Origin of the sequence: Nocardiopsis chromatogenes YIM 90109 (genome assembly GCF_000341185.1) — a bacterium.
Lineage (GTDB): Bacteria > Actinomycetota > Actinomycetes > Streptosporangiales > Streptosporangiaceae > Nocardiopsis_A > Nocardiopsis_A chromatogenes.
The window spans coordinates 1-20,028 of sequence record NZ_ANBH01000049.1 but is presented as its reverse complement, the minus strand read 5'-3'; the positions used below and the strand labels follow the sequence as shown (position 1 = coordinate 20,028).

Below are 20,028 nucleotides of genomic sequence, written 5' to 3'. Positions count from 1 at the left end.
GCGGCCCCCGCCGAGGCCGCCCTGGCCGAGCTGGCCTACGCCGGCACCCTGCTGCGCGACTGCGGCGAGCGGCTCGCCGCGGACGCGGCCGCGGGCGGCGGCCCGCGCCGGACGTCCTCCGGCGACGACGAGAAGGCGGTGCTGCGCGCCGTCTTCAACGAGCTGACCGTGCCGGTGCTGCTGCTCGACCACGAGGGCTACATCCGGCGCATCAACACCCTGGCCGCCGAGCGGCTGGGCAGCGCCCCCGGCTACCTCACCGGCAAGCCGTTCTCCAACTTCGTCGACCTCCGACGCCGCGCCCCCATGCGGTCGTGGCTGGCGGCGGTGCTGCGCGGCGGGGAGACCGCGTCCTTCGCGTCCCGGCTGGCCCAGCGGGGCTGGGCCGAGGACGTGCACCTGACCCTCACCCGCCTGGACGTGCCCACCGAGGCCAACGCGCTGGTGCTGGTGGTCGTCTCACCCGCACCGGACGGCGGCGGGGACGAGGGCCCGGCGCCGCTGGAGCCCGAGGTGGAGGACCAGGTGGTGGTGTTGGCCGCGCGCCGCCTGGACGTGCTGACCCGGATGACGCGGCTGCTGCTCGCGTCGGCGGGCCCCGGCGGGGCCGGGCGGCCGCTGGCCTTGGACGAGGCAGCGGAGCTGCTCGCCGACTCCTACGCCGACTGGGTGCTGGTGGACGTGTGCGACCTGCCGGGGGACCCGGCGCGGGCGCGCCGCGCCGTGGTGGCCGCCCCCGGGACCGACGGCCACCGGGAGCTCCTGGAGGGCTGCGACCCCGGCGCGGCCGAGGTGCCGGGGCAGGTGCTGGCGACCGGCACGTCGGTGCTGGACCAGCAGATCGAGGACGAGACCGCGCTGGGGTCGGCCGACGACGGCGCGCCGCTGCTGAGCCTGCTCGGGGCGGGGTCGCTGCTGAGCGTCCCGCTGGTGAGCAGCCGGGGCGTGCGCGGCGCGCTGACCCTGATCCGCCGGAGCAACCGGGGCGCGTTCCGACTGGCCGACCTGGGCCTGCTCGAAGAGATCGGCGAGCACATCGGGCTGGCCCTGCCGCCCCGACCGACCTCCTGACCGACGGCCTTAAGGGCACCGCAGGGACGGCCGAGCGGTCAACGGCCGTGCCTGCGGCCGGAGCCGCCAGGCGCCGCCGGGCACCGGGCCCGGTTCATCGACCGGCGAGCCGGATGGTGTCCGCTGGAATGGTGGAACGTGCGGCGGTNGGCCGCGCCCGCCATAGGCGGGCGGCCGAAGGCGGTCTGCCGACAGGCAGGGCGCCGACCGGGGCGCCGATGCAGGGGCGGGGCCGCCCCGCACCGCGACGACCGTACTGACCTGGTCGGACAGACTGGTCGGACAGAAACGACCACTCCAGCGGACGTGCCTCCGATCCGAACCATCAGGCCACCGGACGCGCAATGCCCCCCCGCAGGATCGAGGCGGGCAGCACCCCCAAGGGCCCCGCCCCGACCGGCCTCCGACATGAACACCGCCGTCCGACCCCACAGACACCTGCCCGGCCAAGGGCCCGCGTCCTACTCCCTCTCGGCGGCGCCGGTCAGTCGTCGACTCCCGGGCGCTTGCGGGCCAGGAACATGGCCGTGCCGCCCGCTCCCACGGACACCGCTCCCGCGGCCGCCAGCCCGAGGAGCGCCGGGCCGGTCACCGGGAGGTCGCCCAAGGGGGTCGACACCGTCGGGTTCCCCGACGCCGCGGACGCGTCGCCGTCGATCACGGCGTCGTCCGTCTCCGTCTCCTCCTCGGCCTCGGAGACCCTGAGTTCCAGCAGCGGATCCACCGTCTTCGCCGGGGAGCACTCGGTGACGGCCTCGCCGCCCCCGCTCTCCACCGCCAGCCTCACGTCGCCGGGCGTGAGCGTCAGCCGTCCGCGCCGATCCGGGGTCGTCTCCACCGCCGTCCCGTCGAAGTCCCAGTCCATCCCGAAGGGCCCGTCACCGGATTCGGCCCGCACCGTGACGTCGACCGAGTCCTCGGCGGCGGCCTTCCCGCCGAGCCGCACCGTCCCCGTCTCGGTCACGGCGTCGGCGTCCATCGGCCTCCCGTTCTCGTCCAGCAGCCAGAAGTAGTCCCCGGCGAACACCGCGCCGATCCGGACCGTCTCCCCCGCCGCGGGGGTCTCCGGCACGGCCCACGCGCTCCACAGGAACGTCTCGTCGGTGGTGCCGCCACCGGGAAGCGTGCACACGTAGTCGACCTCGGCCACGTGGTCCCCGAGGTCGTCCGGTGTCAGGTCGTCGAGCTGGAAGGGGTCGGGGTCGGGGTCGTCGGGATCATCCGTGTCCGTGTCCGTCTCCGCGTCGCCGTTCCCGTCCGCCCCTTCGTCCTGCCGGATCTGCGGTCCTTCGGGTCCGGGCGACGGATCGGGCCTCTTGCCGTCCGAGTCGCCGGGGGGCGTGCCGGGGGCGTCGGTCGCGGAGGCATCGGGCGAGGGGTCCTTCGTGGGCGACGGCGAGGGGGACACGGACGGGTCGCTCCCGGGCGACCGTTCGGCCGTGGGCCCGGCGGACGGGGGCGCCGCCGCGGTCGCGGAGGGCTCGGCCTCCGGAGTCCCGGTTTCCGGAACGTCGGCCCAGGCAGGGCCGGATCCGGCGGCGATGACGGCCGCGACCGCGGCGAGACCGGTTGCGATACGGGGGGACACTGACCCACGCTCCAGTCATGATGGGGGATGAGGGGGTGCAGGTGCGGTAGAGAGGCGTGTTCCTTCGCTCCGCAACCGATCCTATGCCGCCCACGGGACCGGGGCGAGGGACCCGGACGACGCACGGCCCTCGGTAGAGGCGGCCTCCGGCGCACGGCACATGCGGGCCCCACCGCGGGCGGCGCCTTCCTGCTGCGGACACCGTCTCAGGGAAGCCGGAAGGGCGGCGGGGCCGTCCCCGCCGCCCTTCCCTCTGTTCAGTGGACCCGTGTCACGGGTCCGGGACGCCGATCGGCTCAGGCGTCGTTCTCGGCCGCGGCGTTCTTCTTCTTGCGGGAGAAGTACATCGCCGCACCGCCGCCGCCGACCGCGGCCACCGCGGCCGCGACCAGGCCGCCCAGCGCGGCACCGGTCACCGGCAGCGCACCGCCGTTGTCACCGTCGGCCGAGTCGCCGCCGGGCGCGGGCTTGTCCTCGCCCTTGTCGCCGCCGTCGGACCCGTCCTTGTCGCCGCCCTTGTCGCCGTCGTCACCGCCGGGGTTCTCGCCGCCGTCGCCGCCGTCGTCACCGCCCGGGTTCTGGTCGTCCCCGCCGTCGCCGTCGTCACCGCCGGGGTTCTCGCCCCCGTCGCCACCGTCGTCACCGCCGGGGTTCTCGTCGTCACCGTCGTCACCGCCGCCGATCGGGTCGCCGGTCACGGTCACCTCGGTGAGCACCGGGGTCGATTCCGGGTCGCAGGTGGTGGTCGTGGTGGTGCCGTCCTCCTGCACCGCGGTGAACGTGACCCCGGACGGACGGTAGGTGATGGAGCCCGGGCGGGTGAGCTCGCGCTCCCCGGCCAGCCCGTCGTAGTTCCACCCCTCCGTCTCCTCGAAGGGGTTCTTGGAGCTGCCCGACCAGGTGGTCTCCAGGTGCTCCTCGGGGCCGACCGCGGCCTCGCCCGTGGTGGTGACGCGCCCCGTGACGGTCATGGACGTGACCGGGCCCGCCCCCTCGGCGAACCAGAAGATGCCGCCGTCGAAGCCGCCCGCGTGCATCAGGGTGTCGCCGGTGGCGGCCTCCCCGTCCACGGCGCTCGTCTCGAAGAACCAGGAGAGCGTTTCGGTCGACGAGTCGCCGAACTCGCTGGTGCAGGTGTACTCGACGTCCGTCAGGACGTCGTCGACCGGGGCGTCCAGCGTCTGCGGCGCCTCCGGGGCCTCCGGCCCGGCGCCGGCGCCCGACTGCGCCTCAGGGGCGTCGTCCGCCAGGGCGGGGCCCGCGCCCAGGGCCGCGAAGGCGAAAACGGCGAAGCCCGCGGTCATGCGGGTGGTCATACGCGACACGTTTCGTACGCTCCAATACGTCGGGGGATCGTCCGCCTCCGCGGTCTCCGGAAGCGCCTTCGGAAGAGCCGAAGGTCCGAGANCGGCGGCGTGCGGCCGCCGGTCCGAGGCGCGTGAGCGGGCGCGCCACCACGGAGGCGATGGGATTGCCGCGACTCTAGCAACACCCGTGCATTTCGGAACGGGAGGGGACGGGTCGTGACAAACGGGGCTCCGGTGACGCTCCGCCGCCGCCGGGTCCGCCGCCTCGACCGTTTGCGCAGCTCTCCGCGCGATCCCCACCCTCAGTGACATGACCTGCGGTGACACCGACCCGGCGGGGGCGGCCGGGTTTACATGCCACCACCGGAAGACCGTTTCCGGCCACTCTGCTCCGGGACGCCCGTACGTCCGGAAATGCCCGAGGGCGGCGGGGAGTCCCCGCCGCCCTCGGCTCCGGGACCGTTGGGCCCCGCTCATGCCTCCGTCAGGCCCCGGTGTCGGCCGCGGCGTTCTTCTTCCTGCGGGAGAAGTACATCGCCGCACCGCCGCCGCCGACCGCGGCCACCGCGGCCGCGACCAGGCCGCCCAGCGCGGCACCGGTCACCGGCAGCGCACCGCCGTTGTCACCGTCGGCCGCGTCGCCGCCGGGCGCGGGCTTGTCCTCGCCCTTGTCGCCCTCGTCGCCGTCGGACCCGCCGTTGTCGCCGTCCTGGTCGCCACCCTTGTCGCCGTCGTCACCGCCGGGCGCGGGCTTGTCCTCGCCCTTGTCGCCCTCGTCGCCGTCGGACCCGCCGTTGTCGCCGTCCTGGTCGCCACCCTTGTCGCCGTCGTCACCGCCGGGCGCGGGCTTGTCCTCGCCCTTGTCGCCCTCGTCGCCGTCGGACCCGCCGTTGTCGCCGTCCTGGTCGCCACCCTTGTCGCCGTCGTCACCGCCGGGCGCGGGCTTGTCCTCGCCCTTGTCGCCCTCGTCGCCGTCGGACCCGCCGTTGTCGCCGTCCTGGTCGCCACCCTTGTCGCCGTCGTCACCGCCGGGCGCGGGCTTGTCCTCGCCCTTGTCGCCCTCGTCGCCGTCGGACCCGCCGTTGTCGCCGTCCTGGTCGCCACCCTTGTCGCCGTCGTCACCGCCGGGCGCGGGCTTGTCCTCGCCCTTGTCGCCCTCGTCGCCGTCGGACCCGCCGTTGTCGCCGTCCTGGTCGCCACCCTTGTCGCCGTCGTCACCGCCGGGCGCGGGCTTGTCCTCGCCCTTGTCGCCCTCGTCGCCGTCGGACCCGCCGTTGTCGCCGTCCTGGTCGCCACCCTTGTCGCCGTCGTCACCGCCGGGGTTCCCGTCCCCGCCGTCACCGCCGTCGCCGTCGTCACCGCCCGGGTTCTCGTCCCCCGGGTCCTCCGGGTCGGGCGTGCCGGAGACCGCCACGCTCGTGATCTCGGCGTCGCCCGTGGGGGTACAGGTGGTGACCCAGTGCTCGCCGTCCTCGAACAGGAGGCTCGCGACGATCTTGCCGCCGCTGAACACCAGGCTGCTGCCGTCGCCGGCACGGGTGCCCATCGGCTGCGACGGGTACTGCCAGTCGCCGCCCTCGTCGCCCTCGCTGAAGGACTCCGGGGACGCGCTGCCGTTCCACTTGCTCTGGAAGGTGAGCTTGTCGTCGGTGGCCGCACCGCCGGAGAGGTCGACCTCGTGGCGGACGATCACGCGGGTGACGTTCCCGTGGCCGGATTCCGGGTAGGCGTAGCGCCACTGCGAGGTCCCCAGGCCGGCGACCTGGTCCCCGGGGTCGAAGGACGAGCCGTTGGTGACACCGAACTTCCACTCGATGTCGCCGCTCTCCTCCCAGCCCCCCTGCGACGTGCAGTGGTAGGCGATGTCCTTGGTGATCGGCTCGGGCTCCGCGTAGGCGGGGGCGGAGCCGAGGGCGGCGAAGCCGAACACGGCGAAGCCCGCGGCGATGCGGGGGGCCGTACGCGAATGGGTCGTACGCGACACGTTCTTACTCCGAATCGGATCGGTCGTCGGGGGAGTGCCCCGCGCACCGGGGATACGGGTGGGAGCGGTGCGCCTTGGGCGGAACGGGCGCCGGCGGGAGCAGGATCGGGCCCGGTTTACCGGGAGCGCCGGGGCGGCGGTCGTCCGCGGCCTCTGCGTCGCTCCCTGCGATGCGCTGAACGCTAGCAACGCCGCACCTCCCGAGGACACCACCGGAACGTGAATGCCTCTGCACCCCCGTGGTGTCCCTCGTCACGGGAAATAACCGACCGGAACGTGGAACCGAATCGGCCCGAAAGCCGCACCTGCGGCCCCACGGACGTCCGGAACCGACAGTGACCAGCGCACGGCCACGGTGCGTGAGGAGAAACCGGGGCGATCTCGCCCCGTAAACGCGAATGACCTGCGTGGCCGGATCCGGCCACGCAGGTCATTCGCACGGAGGGTGACGGCCCCGCGCCTGCGCGGTGCCGGGAGCGCCGCCCACGGCGTCCGCCGGACCCGCGCCGACCTCGGGGAAGGCGGCCGGGGCGCCGCGCCCGCCGTTCGGCTACTCCGCCCCGTGCAGCGACTCCACCATCGTCGACAGCCGCCCCATCGACCGGTCCAGCGCCCGCACCGCCTCCACCGTGCGCGGGTCCGGGTCCCGCTCCGCGGTGACGATCAGCTCCCGCAGCTGCTCCAGGTTGGTGTTGACCTCGGCCATGCGGTGCGACAGCCGCCCGGTCAGCGACTCGGTCTCCGCCCCGGTCTCCTCGCCGAGCTGGCGCCGCAGCAGCCGGGCCTGGTCCCGCAGCCGCTGCTTGGCCTGGAACAGCTCCACGAAGACCTCCACCTTCGACCGCAGCACCCACGGGTCGAACGGCTTGGTCAGGTAGTCGATGGAGCGCGCGGCGTACCCCCGGAAGACCTGGTGCCGGTCGATGCCCGCACCGGTCAGGAAGATGATCGGCACGTCGCGGGTCTTCTCCCGCTGCTTGATGTGGGTGGCGGTCTCGAACCCGTCCATCCCCGGCATCATCACGTCCAGCAGGATGACCGCGAAGTCGTCCTCCAGCAGCGCCTTGAGCGCGCCCTCGCCGGAGCTGGCGCGCACCAGGTTCTGGTCCAAGGAGGCCAGGATCGCCTCCAGGGCCGTGAGGTTCTCATCGCGGTCGTCCACGAGGAGGATGTTGGCCTTCTGCGCCACGTCCACTACTCCTGCTCTTCGGGCTGCTCTTCGGGGCCGTCCTCGCCGGAGCCGGGCTCCAGCCACTTCTGGATCACGTCGAGCAGGTGGTCCAGGTCCACCGGCTTGGTGACGTAGTCCGACGCGCCCGCCTCCAGGCTGCGGTCCCGGTCGCCCTGCATCGCCTTCGCGGTCAGCGAGATGATCGGCAGGTCGGCGAACTGGGGCATCTCCCGGATGGCGCGCGTGGTCGCGTTGCCGTCCAGCTCGGGCATCATGATGTCCATCAGGACGACCTCGACGTCCTCGTTGGCCTCCAGCTTCTCGATGCCGGTGCGGCCGTTGTCGGCGAAGAGCACTCTGAGCCCCTGCGCCTCCAGCGCGCTCGCCAGGGCGAACACGTTGCGGATGTCGTCGTCGACGATGAGCACGGTACGCCCTTCCAGCGCCTCCCGCTGCTCGGAGGCCGGCGCCGCCTCGCCCTCCTCGGCGGCCTCCGCCTCCGGCTCGCGCAGCACCGGCACCGACTCGGCCGCCGGTTCGGGCTCCTCCTCCAGGTCCGGCAGCACCCCCAGGTCGGCCGGGGTGTCGGGCACGTCGGGGATGGCCGCGTCGGTCAGCGGCTCGATGTCGGCCGAGTCCGGCGTCTCCAGCGCCGGCACCGTGTCCAGCCCCTCGGTCATCCGCTCCTCGGCGCCCTCGGGCAGCCGCACCGGCAGCAGCAGGGTGAAGGTGCTGCCCTGGCCCACGGTGCTCTCCACGCGGATCTCCCCGCCCAGCAGCCGGGCGAAGTTGCGGCTGATGGACAGCCCCAGGCCGGTGCCGCCGAAGCGCCGCGAGGTGCCTCCGTCGCCCTGGTGGAACGCCTCGAAGATCACCTGCAGCTTGTCCTCGGGGATGCCGATGCCGGTGTCGGCCACCGAGAACGCGATGACCTCCTCGTTCTCCCCGAACAGGTCGAGGTCGGCGTCGTCCAGCGCCCAGGCCGGGCGGATGAGCAGCCGCACCTCCCCCGAGGAGGTGAACTTGACCGCGTTGGACAGCAGGTTGCGCAGGATCTGCTGGAGCCGCTGCTCGTCGGTCCACAGGTAGTTGGGGATGTCCGGGGACACCTCCACCCCGAAGGCCAGGCCCCGGTCGCTGGTCAGCGGCCGGAAGGTGGCCTCGACGTAGTCCACGAGCTGGCCGATGGCCACGTCGGCCGGCTGCACCTCCACCCGGCCCGACTCGACCTTGGCCAGGTCCAGGATCTCGTCGATCAGCTCCAGCAGGTCGCTCCCGGCCTTGTGGATGGTCTGGGCGAACTCCACCTGCTTGGAGGTCAGGTTCTGCTCGGTGTTGTCGGCCAGCAGCCGGGCCAGGATCAGCAGGCTGTTGAGCGGCGTGCGCAGCTCGTGCGACATGTTCGCCAGGAACTCGGACTTGTACTTGGAGGAGACCTGGAGCTGGTGCGCCCGGTCCTCCAGGGAGCGCCGCGCCCGCTCGATCTGCCGGTTCTGCAGCTCGATGGCGCGGTTCTGGCTGGCCAGCTGACCCGCCTTGCTGTGCAGCTCGGCGTTCTTGCGGCGCAGCTCCTCCTGCTGGCGCTGCAGCTCGTTGGAGCGCTCCTGCAGCGCGATGGTGAGCTGGCGGGACTGGGCCAGCAGGTACTCGGTCTTGGAGTTGGCCAGCACCGTGTTGATCGTGGTGCCCAGCAGGTTCACCAGTTCCCGCAGGAAGTTCAGGTGCACCTCCCGGAACTCGCCGAAGGAGCCGAACTCCACCACGCCCAGCACCCGGTCCTCCGAGACGATGGGCAGCACCGCCAGGCTCAGCGGCGGCGCCTCGCCCAGGCCCGACTCGACCCGCACGTAGTCCGGCGGCACGTTGATGACGATCTGCTCGCGCTTCTGCGCGACCGCCTCCCCGGCCAGGCCGACCCCGCTGCGCACCCGGCGGCGCGCCTCCTCGGGCTGGAAGCCGAACCCGGCGTAGAGCCGGTACACGCCCTCGTCGTCCTCGTCCTCGGGCAGGTAGCAGGCGCCGTGCTGGGCGTCGACCAGCGGCGTCACCTCGGTCATGATGAGCCGCGCCAGCTCGTTGAGGTCGCGGTGGCCCTGGATGCGCGCGGAGATGCGGGCCAGGTTGGACTTGAGCCAGTCGTCGTCGCGCTGGGCGGCGGTGGTCTCGCGCAGGTTGGCGACCATCAGGTTGATGTTGTCGCGCAGCTCCAGCATCTCCCCGCGCACGTCCAGGTGGACGTTCTGGGTCAGGTCGCCCGCGGTGACCGCCGCGGCCACCTCGCCGATCGCCCGCACCTGCGTGGTCAGGTTGGAGGCCAGCTCGTTCACGCTGTCGGTGAGCTGCTTCCAGGTACCCGAGACCCCGTCGACCTTGGCCTGGCCGCCGAGCTGGCCCTCCGAACCCACCTCGTGCGCCACCCGCGTGACCTCGATGGCGAACGCCGACAGCTGGTCCACCATGGTGTTCACGGTGTTCTTGAGCTGCAGCATCTCGCCCTGGACGTCGACGGTGATCTTCTTGGTCAGGTCGCCGCGGGCCACCGCCGTGGTCACCTGGGAGATGTCGCGGAGCTGGTTGGTCAGGCTCTGCGTCATCGAGTTGACGTTGTCGGTCAGGTCCTTCCAGATGCCCGACACGCCGCGCACCTCGGCGCGGCCGCCGAGGGTGCCCTCGGTCCCCACCTCGCGGGCCACCCGGGTCACCTCGTCGGCGAAGGAGTCGAGCTGGTCCACCATGGTGTTGATGGTGCCCTTGAGCTCCAGCATCTCGCCCTTGGCGTTGACCGTGACCTTCTTGGTCAGGTCGCCGCCCGCGACGGCGCGGGTGACCTCGGAGATGTTGCGCACCTGGTAGGTCAGCGAGTTCGCCATCGAGTTCACGTTGTCCGTGAGGTCCTTCCAGACCCCCGACACCCCGCGCACGTGCGCCTGGCCGCCGAGGGTGCCCTCGGTGCCGACCTCGCGCGCGACGCGGGTGACCTCGTCGGCGAAGGAGTCCAGCTGGTCCACCATCGTGTTGACGGTGTCCTTCAGCTCCAGCATCTCCCCCTGCGCGTCCACGGTGATCTTCTTGGTCAGGTCGCCGCGGGCCACCGCCGTGGTCACCTGGGAGATGTTGCGGACCTGGTAGGTCAGCGAGTTCGCCATCGAGTTCACGTTGTCGGTCAGGTCCTTCCAGACCCCCGACACGCCCTTGACGTTGGCGCGCCCGCCCAGCTTGCCCTCCGAGCCGACCTCGCGCGCGACGCGGGTGACCTCGTCGGCGAAGGAGTCCAGCTGGTCCACCATCGTGTTGACGGTGTCCTTCAGCTGGAGCATCTCGCCCTGGACGTCCACCGTCACCTTCTTGGTGAGGTCGCCGCGGGCCACCGCCGTGGTCACCTGCGAGATGTCCCGCACCTGGTTGGTGAGGTTGTCGGCCATGGAGTTGACGTTGTTCGTCAGGTCCTTCCACGTGCCCGAGACGCCCTTGACGTTGGCGCGCCCGCCCAGCTTGCCCTCGGTGCCCACCTCGCGGGCCACCCGGGTGACCTCGTCGGCGAACGTGGACAGCTGGTCGACCATGGTGTTCACGGTCTCCTTGAGCAGCAGCATCTCGCCCTGCACGTCGACCGTCACCTGGCGGCTCAGGTCGCCGCGGGCGACCGCGGTGGTGACCGTGGAGATGTCGCGCACCTGCGCGGTCAGCCGCGAGGCCATCTGGTTGACCGCCTCGGTCACGTCCAGCCACGCGCCGGAGACGCCCTCGACCTCGGCGCTGCCGCCCAGCTTGCCCTCGGTGCCCACCTCGCGGGCCACCCGCGTGACCTCGGTGGTGAACTTGCTCATCTGGTCGGCCATCCGGTTCACCGACACCGCCAGGCGGCGCAGGTCCCCGTGCAGGTCGCCGCGGCGGCTGGTGAGCTCGGCGCGCTGGGACAGGTCGCCGCCGGCGACCGAGTCCAGGATCCGCGCCACCTCGGTGACCGGCTCGCTCACCTCGTCGAGCATGTGGTTGAGGGCGCGCACGCTCTTGCCCCAGGCGCCGCGCGCGGGGCTCACCGAGACCCGCTCGGTCAGCCGCCCCTCCTCGCGCACCACGTCGCCCACCCGCTGCAGTTCGCTGCTGAGCTGTTCGCAGTGGTCGAGGACCTCGTTGAAGACGGCGGCGATCTCACCCGCCTTGCCGTCGGCGCGGTGGTTCAGCCGAACGCTGAAATCACCGTCGCGCATACTGTAGAGGGCGCCGAGAAGCTCATCCATGTGCTCTTCCGTCGCCGGCGCCCGGGTCGCCTCGGGCATCGATCCCCTCCTAAGCGCTGCGTGCGGGGCCGCGGTCCGCCGCAGCCCGCGCCACCGCCGCCGGGGGGAGCGGGGACGCGGGGTCCGCGGTGGTCACACCGCGCGGCCGGGCTGCTCGGCACAGGGCCGTTCTGCCATCATGACTTGCGTTGTCTCCTACTGTGCCCACGTGAACGCGTTTCCGACACCGCTGGGGGCCGGTAGTGGGCGAGATGGGGGTATGGGTGAATCATGCGGATGCGGCGCCAGGGCTCGTCCGCCCTCGACCGACACTGAAGGAAACCGTACGGCTTCACAATGCCACATGACGCGATGAGGGTCGCCCACAGGGAGTTCCCCCCTGTACCGGAGGCGGCGGGAGACGCCCGCTCGTTCGTGCGGGAGACACTCGACGAGTGGGCCGTGGGGCGGTCCGCCGACGACGCGGTGCTGCTCGCCAGCGAGCTGGTCACCAACGCGGTGATCCACGCCGAGAGCCCGCTGGAGGTCACCGTGCGGAGGCTGCGGGGCGCCGTCGAGGTGGTCGTGGCCGACCGCGTCCCCGAACGGGCGGTGCCGCAGGCCGGCCCGCTGACCGTGGACACCTCCCCCTCCACCGACAACGGCCGCAGCGGCGGGCTCGGGCTGGCCCTCGCCGCGGCCATCGCCTCCTCCTGGGGCGTGGCCTACAGCAAAGAGGACAAGGCCGTCTGGTTCCGCGTCATGGACACCGACGACGCGCCCGAGGCCCCGCTGGCCCCGCCCGAGCCGGTGCGCCCGCCGCGCCGCCGCGCCCCCAGACCCGGCCCGTGGGCGGCGCTGGACGCCGCGCTGTCGGCCCGGCTGCCCCTGCCCGACCTGCTCGACCGCACCGTGGAGTACGCCCGGTCGGCGCTGGGCGGCGACGCCGCCTACATCTCCCTGGCCACCACCGACGAGACCGAGTGGGAGGTGCGCGCCGGGGTCGGGCTCACCGACGGGCCCTGGCGGCCGTTCCGCAGCCGCACCGAGGAGACCTTCCCGTCGGCGGCCCCGGCGCCCGGAGCGGTGATCAACGACGACCTGATGCTCGCCCGCGCGCACCGCGGCCGGCTGGCCCAGGCGGGCATGCGCTCGCTGGTGACCGCGCCGCTGATCGTGGAGGGGCGGATCACCGGGCTGATCGGGGTGGCCTCGCGGCGCATCCGGCACTTCGGCGACACCGCCGCGCGGCGGCTGCAGGAGGGCGCCGACAAGATGGCGCTGCCGGTGGAGCGCGCCCGGCTGGCCGAGGTGGAGCTGCAGCGGCGGGCGTCGCTGAGCTTCCTGGCCGAGGCGAGCGACCTGCTCACCGGCACCTTGGACGAGCCGCTGACCGCGGCGCTCGCGGCCCAGCTGACCACGTCGCGGCTGGGCGACTGGTGCGCGGTGCACATCATCAACGACCTCGGGGTGACCCGGCTGGCGCACGCGATGCACGCCAACGAGAACTACAACGACGTGCTGCGCACCCTGCTGTCCACGCTGCCGCCGCGCGAGCAGCGCGGCGCGCGGCCGCTGTGGAACCGGGAGATGGTGGCCGCGGCCGGGCTGGAGGACGAGCTGAGCATGGAGCTCGCCGAGAGCCCGGCGATCAGCATCCCGCTGGTGGCGCACGGCCGCGAGCTGGGCCGGATGACGCTGGGGCGCCAGGCCGAGGCCGACTTCACTCGCGAGGACGTGGACGTCGCCAACGACCTGGCGCGCCGGGTGGCCTCGGCGATGGAGAACGCGCGGCTGTACGCCGGGCAGACCGAGATGAGCGAGGCGCTGCAGCGCAGCCTGCTGCCGGCCAAGGAGAAGGAGCCGGAGATCCCCGGCGTCGACCACGCGGTGTTCTACCGCCCGGCCGACGAGCGGACCGTGGTCGGCGGGGACTTCTACGACGTGTTCGCCACCGACGGGCGGTGGTGCTTCGCCATCGGCGACGTGTGCGGCACGGGCCCGGAGGCGGCCGCGGTGACCGGGCTGGCCCGGCACACCCTGCGGGCGCTGGCGCGGGAGGGGTACTCCCCGGCGCACATCATGCACCGGCTGAACCTGGCGATCCTGGACGAGAACACCTCGACCCGGTTCCTGACCATGCTGTACGGCGAGATGACCCCGGTCGGCGGCCCGGGCGAGGGGATGCGGCTGCGCCTGGTGTCGGCGGGCCACCCGCTGCCGCTCAAGCTGGACCGCAAGGGCGAGGTGCGGCCGGTGGGTACCTCGCAGCCGCTGCTGGGGGCGTTCGAGGACGTCGACTTCTTCACCGAGACGGTGGAGGTGACCTCCGGTGACGTGCTGCTCGCGGTCACCGACGGGGTGACCGAGCGCCGGAGCGAGACGAGCATGCTGGGCGACGAGGGGCTGACGGAGATCTTCTCGGCGTGCAGCGGGCTGACGGCGCAGGCGGTGATCGTGCGCATCGACCGCGAACTGGAGGAGTTCGCCCCGGGCGGCCACACGGACGACACGGCGATGCTGGTGCTGCGGTTCCTGTAGGGGGCGGCGGACTCGCTCCCTGGTCAGGCACCCGTGTCCTGCTGCCGGATACCGGCCTCAGCCCATTCGCGCAGAAGCCGACCGACGCCGACCCTTCTCCGGTCGGCGAGTCGCCGGACCTCGTCGAGCAGAGGCTTGGAGAAGGCGACCGGGATGATCACCGTGGGGGTCCCACCGGCGGGCGTCCCGGGTTCGGACCGCAGGATCGCAGCGCTCTGGTCGCAGGTGTCGAACCCTTCGGATAGGCGCACGATGTCAACAGGCTCCATATTCGTACCCTGCCAGAGCCGAGTAGCTCTTATCCTGGAATCCGTCCACCTGATCGAGGAGGCTCCATGCCACCGTCAGAGACGTTGAGACTTACGGCAAGGATCTGGCCGGAGGAAGACGGGTTCGTCATCCAGTGTGTCGAGAACGGTGTGACGACCGAAGGCGACACCTACGAAGAGGCCCTGAAGAACATTCAAGAGGCCGTCGAGCTCTACTACGAAGACGAGGACGTCGACTTCGACCTCATCCACCCTGAGGCGGCGGTCGTCCCGTTCGCCATCCGGTTGAGCGCATGAGCCCTCGTGCGAAGCGCCTATCCAGCAAGGCGCTGATCAAGCTGTTGGAGCAGGCAGGGTTCGACCCACGTGTCCACCCGGGGCGACCACTACAAGATGCGGCGTGCCGGGCGGACGGTCGTCGTGCCTCTCGGGCGTGACCCGCTCCGTATCGGCACACAGAAATCGATCCTCGCGGAAGCCGGGTTGGACGAGGACGACCTTCCCTGACCTGCCGGGATCACAGCCAGCCCATATCGTGGGCCTTGACCACGGCCTCGTGGCGGGTGGCCGTGCCCGTCTTCCCGATGGCGGACGACAGGTGGTTCCGCACCGTCCCCCTGGCCAGGCCCAGGTCGGCGGCCATGTCCGCCACCGTGCGGCCGTCGGCCGCGGCCCGGAGCACCTCGGCCTCGCGCGGGGTCAGCGGGTTGTCGCCCGCCATCAGCGCGGTCGCGGCCAGGGCCGCGTCGATGCTCCTGCCGCCCGCGTAAACCGTCCGGATCGCGTCGGCCAGCTCCTCCACCGGGGCGTCCTTGCCGACGAAGCCGCGCACGCCCGCGTCCAGCGCCCGGCGCAGGTAGCCCGGGCGGCCGAAGCTCGTCAGCACCAGCACCCCGCAGCCGGGGCGGCGGTCGGCCAGCTCCGCGGCGGCCTCGATCCCGGTCGCTCCCGGCATCTCGATGTCCACCACCGCGACGTCGGCCCCGTGCTCGGCGACCGCGCCCACGACCCGGTCGCCGCGCCCCACCTGGGCCACGACCTCCAGATCCTCCTCCAGCCCCAGCAGCGCGGCGATCGCCCCGCGCACCAGGTGCTCGTCGTCGGCCAGCACGATCCTGATCACTCGCCGCCCCCCTCCGCCACGCGGACGGCCCCGCCGACCGCGTCCGCGCCGTCCCCGGTCGGGAACTCGGCCCGGACGAGGAAGCCGCCGGCACCGTCGGGCCCCGCGGCGAGCGTGCCTCCGGCCCCGCACACGCGCTCGCGCATCCCGGCCAGGCCGCTGCCGCCGCCGTCCGCCGCCCCCGCGCCCGTCCCGCGCGGGACGCCGTCGTTGGCGACCTCCACCACCAGCGACCCGCCGCCGCGCCGCACCGCGACGCTGAAACGGCGGGCGTCGCTGTGCCGGAGCGCGTTCGTGCCCGCCTCGCGCACCACCCACGCCGCCGGGCCGGTCAGCCGCGCGGGCACGTCCTCGTCGATGTCCACCGAGCAGGCGGCGCCCGCCGCCCGCAGCGCGTCGCACACCGACCGCGCCTCGGCCGCCAGGTCGGCCTCCCGGTACCCGGCGACCGCGGACCGCACCTCGGTCAGCGCCTCCCGGGCCGTCGCCTGCACCGAGGACATCTCCTGCTTGGCCGCCTCCGGGGCGCGGTCGACCAGGCGGGCGGCGAGCTGGCTCTTGACCGCGATCCCCGACAGGCTGTGGCCGAGGATGTCGTGCATGTCCCGGGCGATGCGCAGGCGCTCCTCACTCGCCGCCAGCCGCACCCGCATCTCCCGGCCTTCGACCGCCTGCTCGAACAGGTCCCACAGTGTCATCAGGCCCGAGGTCAGGGCGGAGAAGCACGCGCCCCCGATGAGGGCACCCCAGGCGATGCCCACGGACTGGACGACCATGACGTCCCAGGCGCCGTCGGCGGTGACCGGGGCCGCGGCGATCGGGACCAGCAGCAGCGGCAGCGCCATCAGGGTCGCCTGCACGCGCCGCCGGGGCAGGGACAGGGCGACCGCGGCCCACCACATGCCGAGGAGCATCCCGGTGAAGAACTGCGGGTCGCGGGGGTGGTACGGCGCGGCGAGCAGGAACACCACCGCCAGCAGGGCATAGGCCGTGTAGTAGACCCGTTCCACGGCGCCCTCCAGCCGGCCGAACCTGACCGCGCCGAGGAGCAGCATGAACACGCCCAGGGGCGCACCGACGACGGCGGCCGCGATGTAGCGCCACAGCTCGGGGAGGCCCTTGCCGAACCCCGCGTAGGCGTTCTCGACGCCGAACAGGATCACCAGCGGGAACGCGGGGACCACCGACCCGTAGATCCCGAGCAGGACCCGCCTCGCCCGGCGCAAGGCCTTGTCGTCCGGCGCCTCCATCGGCCCTCCCTCTCCTCGGACACCCCGTCCCGTCGACGCCGCACCACCCTGTCGCGCGGCGGCCCGCCGCAGGTAGTCGCCGGAGTCACCGGGCGGCCGTGACAAATGGCACGGGTGCCCGCACGGCCCCGGAAGCCGCCCAGTCCCCTGCGTCACCGGCCCGTGCTGAGGGCCGTCACCGGCGCACCCATGACACATGTCCCAGGGCGCCCCGGACGCACGCGCCCCGCCTGCACGGACGCCGCACGAGCGGCGGCCGGGCGCCGCGCTCGGCCCCCGGTCGGCGCGGAAGGGCGCCCCTAGGGTCCTGCCGAGCGACGAGGACGCGGCCCCGGGAGGCCGCGAGAAGAGGAGGCAGCGGTGGCGGTGGAAGCACGGGCCCCGGAGCGGGCCGAACGCGCCGACGGGCGCGGGAGCGGGGGCGGTGGCACGGCGGCGGTGGCCGTGCGCGGCCTCACCAAGGAGTACCGGGGCCACCGCGTCGTGGACGGGGTGTCGTTCACGGTGGCGCGGGGCCGGGTCACCGGGTTCCTGGGGCCCAACGGCGCGGGCAAGAGCACGACGCTGCGCATGGTCTTCGGTCTGGTCCGGCCGGACGCGGGCGACGCCGAGGTGCTCGGCGGCCCCTACCGGGGGCTGCGCTCCCCGGCACGGCGGGTCGGGGCCGCCCTGGAGCCGGGGGCGTTCGTGCCGGGCCGCACCGGCCGGAACCACCTGCGCTGCGCCGCGGGCCCGGCCGGGTGCGGACCGGAGCGGGTGGACGAGGTGCTGGAGCTGGTGGGCCTGGCGGACGCGGGGCGGCGGCGGGTCGGCGGCTACTCGACCGGGATGCGCCAGCGGCTGGCGCTGGCGACGGCGCTGCTGGGCGACCCGGAGCTGCTGGTCCTGGACGAGCCCGCGAACGGGCTGGACCCCGCGGGGATGCTGTGGTTGCGCCGCTTCCTGCGGGGGTTCGCCGAGACGGGAGGGGCGGTGCTGCTCTCCAGCCACCTGCTCGGGGAGATGGAGCAGACCGTGGACGACGTGGTGCTGCTGGACCGGGGGCGGCTGGTGCACGAGGGGCCGCTGGAGGAGCTGCTGCACGACCGGCAGTGCGTGCTGTCCGTGGGCGCCGCCGACCGGGGCGGGCCCGGTGCGGTGGCCGCGGCGGTCGAGGCGGCCGGGCTCGGGGCGCAGGTGCTCCCCGACGACCGGGTGTGGGTCGGCGCCCCGGAGCGCGAGGCGCTGGCCGCCCTGGAGTCGAATACGGGGGCGGACCCCGCGGCGGAGGGGGCCCGCGCCGAGAGGTGCACCTTGGAATCCGCGTTTCTGCAGCTCACCGACGACGAGAACGGAGGCCGGGCATGACCGTCCTGGTCGGGGCCGAGATCCGGAAACTGACGACCACCCGGTCCACGTGGTGGCTGCTGGGCGCGCTGGCGGCGCTGTCCGGGGGCTTGGCGGGGGCGATGCTGTTCGCGGGGTACGCGCTGGACTACGCGGGCGCGGCCCCCGGGGTCCGGGAGGGCGCGCAGCTGGTGTACAAGCAGCCGGCGGCGACCCTGTACGTGATCCCGCTGGTGGTGGGGACGCTGCTGGTCACGCGGGAGTACAACACGGGCACGATCGTGCCCACGCTGCTGGCCGAGCCGCGCCGGGGGGCGGTGTACGGGGCCAAGGTGCTGGGCGGCGCGGCGGCGTCGGCGGTATGCGCGGCGGCCGCCGTGGTGCTGACGGTGGCGGTCGGGGCGACGGTCTTCGCGGCGAACGGGGATGAGACGTTCCTGACCGACGGGGCGGTGGTGTCGACGCTGGCCGGGACGCTGGTGTCGCTGGCCCTGTGGGGCCTGATGGGCGTCGGCCTGGGGGCCCTGCTGCGGAACCAGGCGGCGGCACTGACGATCGCCCTGGTGGCGACGCTCCTGCTGGAGCCGATCCTGGGAATCGTGCTGAACACGGCGGACATGCCCGAAGCGGCGGGGTACCTGCCGGGAGGCGCGTCGAACCTGATGTCCGGGGGCACGACCTTCGGCGAAGAGGGCTCGCCCATGATCGGCTTCGCGGTCCTGGCGGCCTACACGGCAGCGGCTTTGGGGGCCGGAGCGATCCGCTTCATGCGCTACGAGCCGTAGCCGGTCGGACGCGGTCTCGGCGGTCAGGCGTGGTCGGAGGGCGGGCGGCGGGACGGCGATCGGCCCTGCCGCCCTTCCGACCGCCGGGCCCCCTGGGCCCCGCCGGAGAAGCGGCGACGACCGGGGATGCCGCCCCCCACCCCGCCGTCGTCTCCGTCAGCAGGCGTGTGCATGGTCGCCGTGATCGGCGGCGACGGTGTAGGCGGGGCGGTTCCCGGGCGCTGTCTGCCGGGCGTCAGGCCCCTCACGGCCCGGGAAGGCGGCGCGGCCGGGAGGGCGGGTGCTCGCCCGCGCTCGTGGCGGCCGCCGGGCCAGTGCGCAGGCCCGGAGGGGCGCCCCCTCCGGGGTGCATTCCTGGCATAACGGGCGAACGAGAAGGGGGCCGGTGATCCTGGGGGCTGGCGATCGGCGATTGCGTGGCGGTTCCGCCGCGCAGGATGCTGGCGGGGTGTCCGTGGGGCCCAGAAGACAAGTTCCGGGCCAGCCGCTACCGGCCCGGTGTCCGCTTCGCCCGGTTCCTGGCGCATGAAAGGGCTCCCCGCGCCCTGTTCGACGGCCGGGGCGGCCCGAGGGGCGGTGCGGGTGCGCGGTCATGGCGATACCCGAACGGGATTCGGTACCAGTAGGCTCCCAAACGGCACGACTAGTCCGCTTGCCGGGCCTACTGTTACTGCGTGTAGCCGATATCGGCCCAGTACAGGCCTCGCGGGCCCGACAGAGGTGCACGGACGGCCGCACGCCCGCCCCCACACCCCGCCGAGGTGCACCGAACAGGCATGAACCGGGCATCTTGCTCCTAGAACCGGTTCTGGAATCACGGTGTCCGTCGCCCGGGGGCGTTCGCGGGCGTCGCTGAGCACGTTTCCCGCCTCGACCTGCACCTAACACGGAGTATTTACCGAGGTCACAGGCGTGCCAGGGTTCGCCGTGCGGGGCAGGGGGCCGCTCCGGGTGTCGAAGACCGCGAACCCCGTGTGCCGCGCCGCCCTCCCGGGCCGCGAGAGACCCGGCGGACGGCAGGCAGGGCCCGGGAGCCGCCTGGCTCTGGCCGTCGCCGGCCATCCCGGCGACCACGCACACGCCCGCCATCCGACAGCGATGCGGGAAGGCCCGCCGACCTCGCCTCGTCGTCGCCCTCCCCCTCCTACCCCGGCGGCCGACGGCACTACCGGAAGGGGCGCCGCCCCCTTCTCGCCGCCTCGTTGTCCGGCGGTCCCATGAGCGCTGTCGCCGCAGGCGGCGGGGCGGTTCCGTGACCCGCCGCAGGCTCTACAGCCACCCCATTTCCTGGGCCTTGCGGATGGCGCCCAGGCGGTTGCTCGCGCCCGTCTTCGTGATGGCCGACGACAGGTAGTTCCGCACCGTGCCCTCCGTCAGGTGGATGGTCCGGGCG

Annotated in this window: 14 protein-coding genes and 1 pseudogene; 6 read left to right on the top strand and 9 right to left on the bottom strand. The window is 73.3% G+C overall.

Annotation, left to right across the window (positions count from 1 at the left end; translation table 11 throughout):
* Positions 1-1,071, top strand: a 1,071-nt coding sequence (locus D476_RS0104835; protein WP_017622844.1) for a GAF domain-containing protein, incomplete at its 5' end; no start/stop codon positions are given.
* Between the two features lie 484 nt (positions 1,072-1,555).
* Here D476_RS0104835 and D476_RS0104830 read toward each other — a convergent pair.
* The 5 genes from D476_RS0104830 to D476_RS0104810 all read right to left on the bottom strand — a co-directional run bounded on the left by D476_RS0104830 (position 1,556) and on the right by D476_RS0104810 (position 11,401).
* Positions 1,556-2,479 carry a hypothetical protein gene (locus D476_RS0104830; RefSeq protein ID WP_152529215.1) on the bottom strand — a complete coding sequence of 308 codons (924 nt, stop codon included), beginning with the start codon at positions 2,477-2,479 and terminating at the stop codon, positions 1,556-1,558.
* 476 nt (positions 2,480-2,955) lie between these two features.
* Positions 2,956-3,975, bottom strand: coding sequence for a hypothetical protein (locus D476_RS0104825; RefSeq protein WP_017622843.1), 1,020 nt, complete (start codon positions 3,973-3,975; stop codon positions 2,956-2,958).
* Between the two features lie 475 nt (positions 3,976-4,450).
* On the bottom strand, positions 4,451-5,950 hold the full coding sequence (locus D476_RS38750; protein WP_017622842.1) for a hypothetical protein: 1,500 nt from the start codon (positions 5,948-5,950) through the stop codon (positions 4,451-4,453).
* Positions 5,951-6,500: 550 nt separating this feature from the next.
* Positions 6,501-7,139, bottom strand: a complete 639-nt coding sequence (locus tag D476_RS0104815; protein ID WP_026123244.1) for a response regulator — start codon at positions 7,137-7,139, stop codon at positions 6,501-6,503.
* 5 nt (positions 7,140-7,144) lie between these two features.
* Positions 7,145-11,401 (bottom strand): hybrid sensor histidine kinase/response regulator, encoded by a 4,257-nt coding sequence (locus D476_RS0104810; RefSeq protein ID WP_017622840.1) that lies wholly within the window; start codon positions 11,399-11,401, stop codon positions 7,145-7,147.
* Positions 11,402-11,713: 312 nt separating this feature from the next.
* Between D476_RS0104810 and D476_RS0104805 the strand changes: the two genes are divergently transcribed.
* The gene (locus D476_RS0104805) at positions 11,714-13,882 is read left to right on the top strand and encodes a SpoIIE family protein phosphatase (protein ID WP_017622839.1); all 2,169 of its coding nucleotides are present in this window, start codon (positions 11,714-11,716) and stop codon (positions 13,880-13,882) included.
* Between the two features lie 23 nt (positions 13,883-13,905).
* On the opposite strand, the gene D476_RS0104800 is transcribed toward D476_RS0104805, so the two are convergent.
* Positions 13,906-14,151, bottom strand: a complete 246-nt coding sequence (locus D476_RS0104800) for a hypothetical protein (RefSeq protein ID WP_017622838.1) — start codon at positions 14,149-14,151, stop codon at positions 13,906-13,908.
* A 66-nt stretch (positions 14,152-14,217) separates the two neighbouring features.
* On the opposite strand from D476_RS0104800, the gene D476_RS40220 reads away from it, so the two are divergent.
* Positions 14,218-14,448: a type II toxin-antitoxin system HicB family antitoxin gene (locus D476_RS40220; protein ID WP_017622837.1), complete on the top strand. Its 231-nt coding sequence runs from the start codon at positions 14,218-14,220 to the stop codon at positions 14,446-14,448.
* Positions 14,449-14,517: 69 nt separating this feature from the next.
* Positions 14,518-14,658: a type II toxin-antitoxin system HicA family toxin gene (locus D476_RS40035; protein WP_017622836.1), complete on the top strand. Its 141-nt coding sequence runs from the start codon at positions 14,518-14,520 to the stop codon at positions 14,656-14,658.
* Positions 14,659-14,668: 10 nt separating this feature from the next.
* Here D476_RS40035 and D476_RS0104790 read toward each other — a convergent pair whose 3' ends face one another.
* Both D476_RS0104790 and D476_RS0104785 read right to left on the bottom strand, forming a co-directional pair.
* Positions 14,669-15,274 carry a response regulator transcription factor gene (locus D476_RS0104790; RefSeq protein ID WP_017622835.1) on the bottom strand — a complete coding sequence of 202 codons (606 nt, stop codon included), beginning with the start codon at positions 15,272-15,274 and terminating at the stop codon, positions 14,669-14,671.
* Positions 15,271-16,524 carry a sensor histidine kinase gene (locus D476_RS0104785; protein ID WP_017622834.1) on the bottom strand — a complete coding sequence of 418 codons (1,254 nt, stop codon included), beginning with the start codon at positions 16,522-16,524 and terminating at the stop codon, positions 15,271-15,273. The genes D476_RS0104790 and D476_RS0104785 overlap by 4 nt, the downstream gene beginning before the upstream one ends.
* A gap of 360 nt (positions 16,525-16,884) precedes the next feature.
* On the opposite strand from D476_RS0104785, the gene D476_RS0104780 reads away from it, so the two are divergent.
* A complete protein-coding gene (locus tag D476_RS0104780; RefSeq protein ID WP_017622833.1) occupies positions 16,885-17,871 on the top strand; it encodes an ABC transporter ATP-binding protein in 987 nt (328 codons plus the stop codon).
* The gene (locus D476_RS0104775; RefSeq protein ID WP_017622832.1) at positions 17,868-18,635 is read left to right on the top strand and encodes an ABC transporter permease subunit; all 768 of its coding nucleotides are present in this window, start codon (positions 17,868-17,870) and stop codon (positions 18,633-18,635) included. Before D476_RS0104780 ends, D476_RS0104775 begins: the two co-directional genes overlap by 4 nt.
* Before the next feature lie 1,269 nt (positions 18,636-19,904).
* Here the strand turns inward: D476_RS0104775 and D476_RS38745 are convergent.
* Positions 19,905-20,028 (bottom strand): annotated as a pseudogene (locus tag D476_RS38745) (DNA-binding response regulator); the annotation flags it as partial.

Coding starts and splice junctions, on each gene's coding strand:
- D476_RS0104800 (WP_017622838.1), bottom strand. CDS start 14,151: ATGGAGCCTGTTGACATCGTGCGCCTATCCGAAGGGTTCGACACCTGC.
- D476_RS0104785 (WP_017622834.1), bottom strand. CDS start 16,524: ATGGAGGCGCCGGACGACAAGGCCTTGCGCCGGGCGAGGCGGGTCCTG.
- D476_RS0104825 (WP_017622843.1), bottom strand. CDS start 3,975: ATGACCACCCGCATGACCGCGGGCTTCGCCGTTTTCGCCTTCGCGGCC.
- D476_RS0104775 (WP_017622832.1), top strand. CDS start 17,868: ATGACCGTCCTGGTCGGGGCCGAGATCCGGAAACTGACGACCACCCGG.
- D476_RS0104805 (WP_017622839.1), top strand. CDS start 11,714: ATGAGGGTCGCCCACAGGGAGTTCCCCCCTGTACCGGAGGCGGCGGGA.
- D476_RS40220 (WP_017622837.1), top strand. CDS start 14,218: ATGCCACCGTCAGAGACGTTGAGACTTACGGCAAGGATCTGGCCGGAG.
- D476_RS0104810 (WP_017622840.1), bottom strand. CDS start 11,401: ATGCCCGAGGCGACCCGGGCGCCGGCGACGGAAGAGCACATGGATGAG.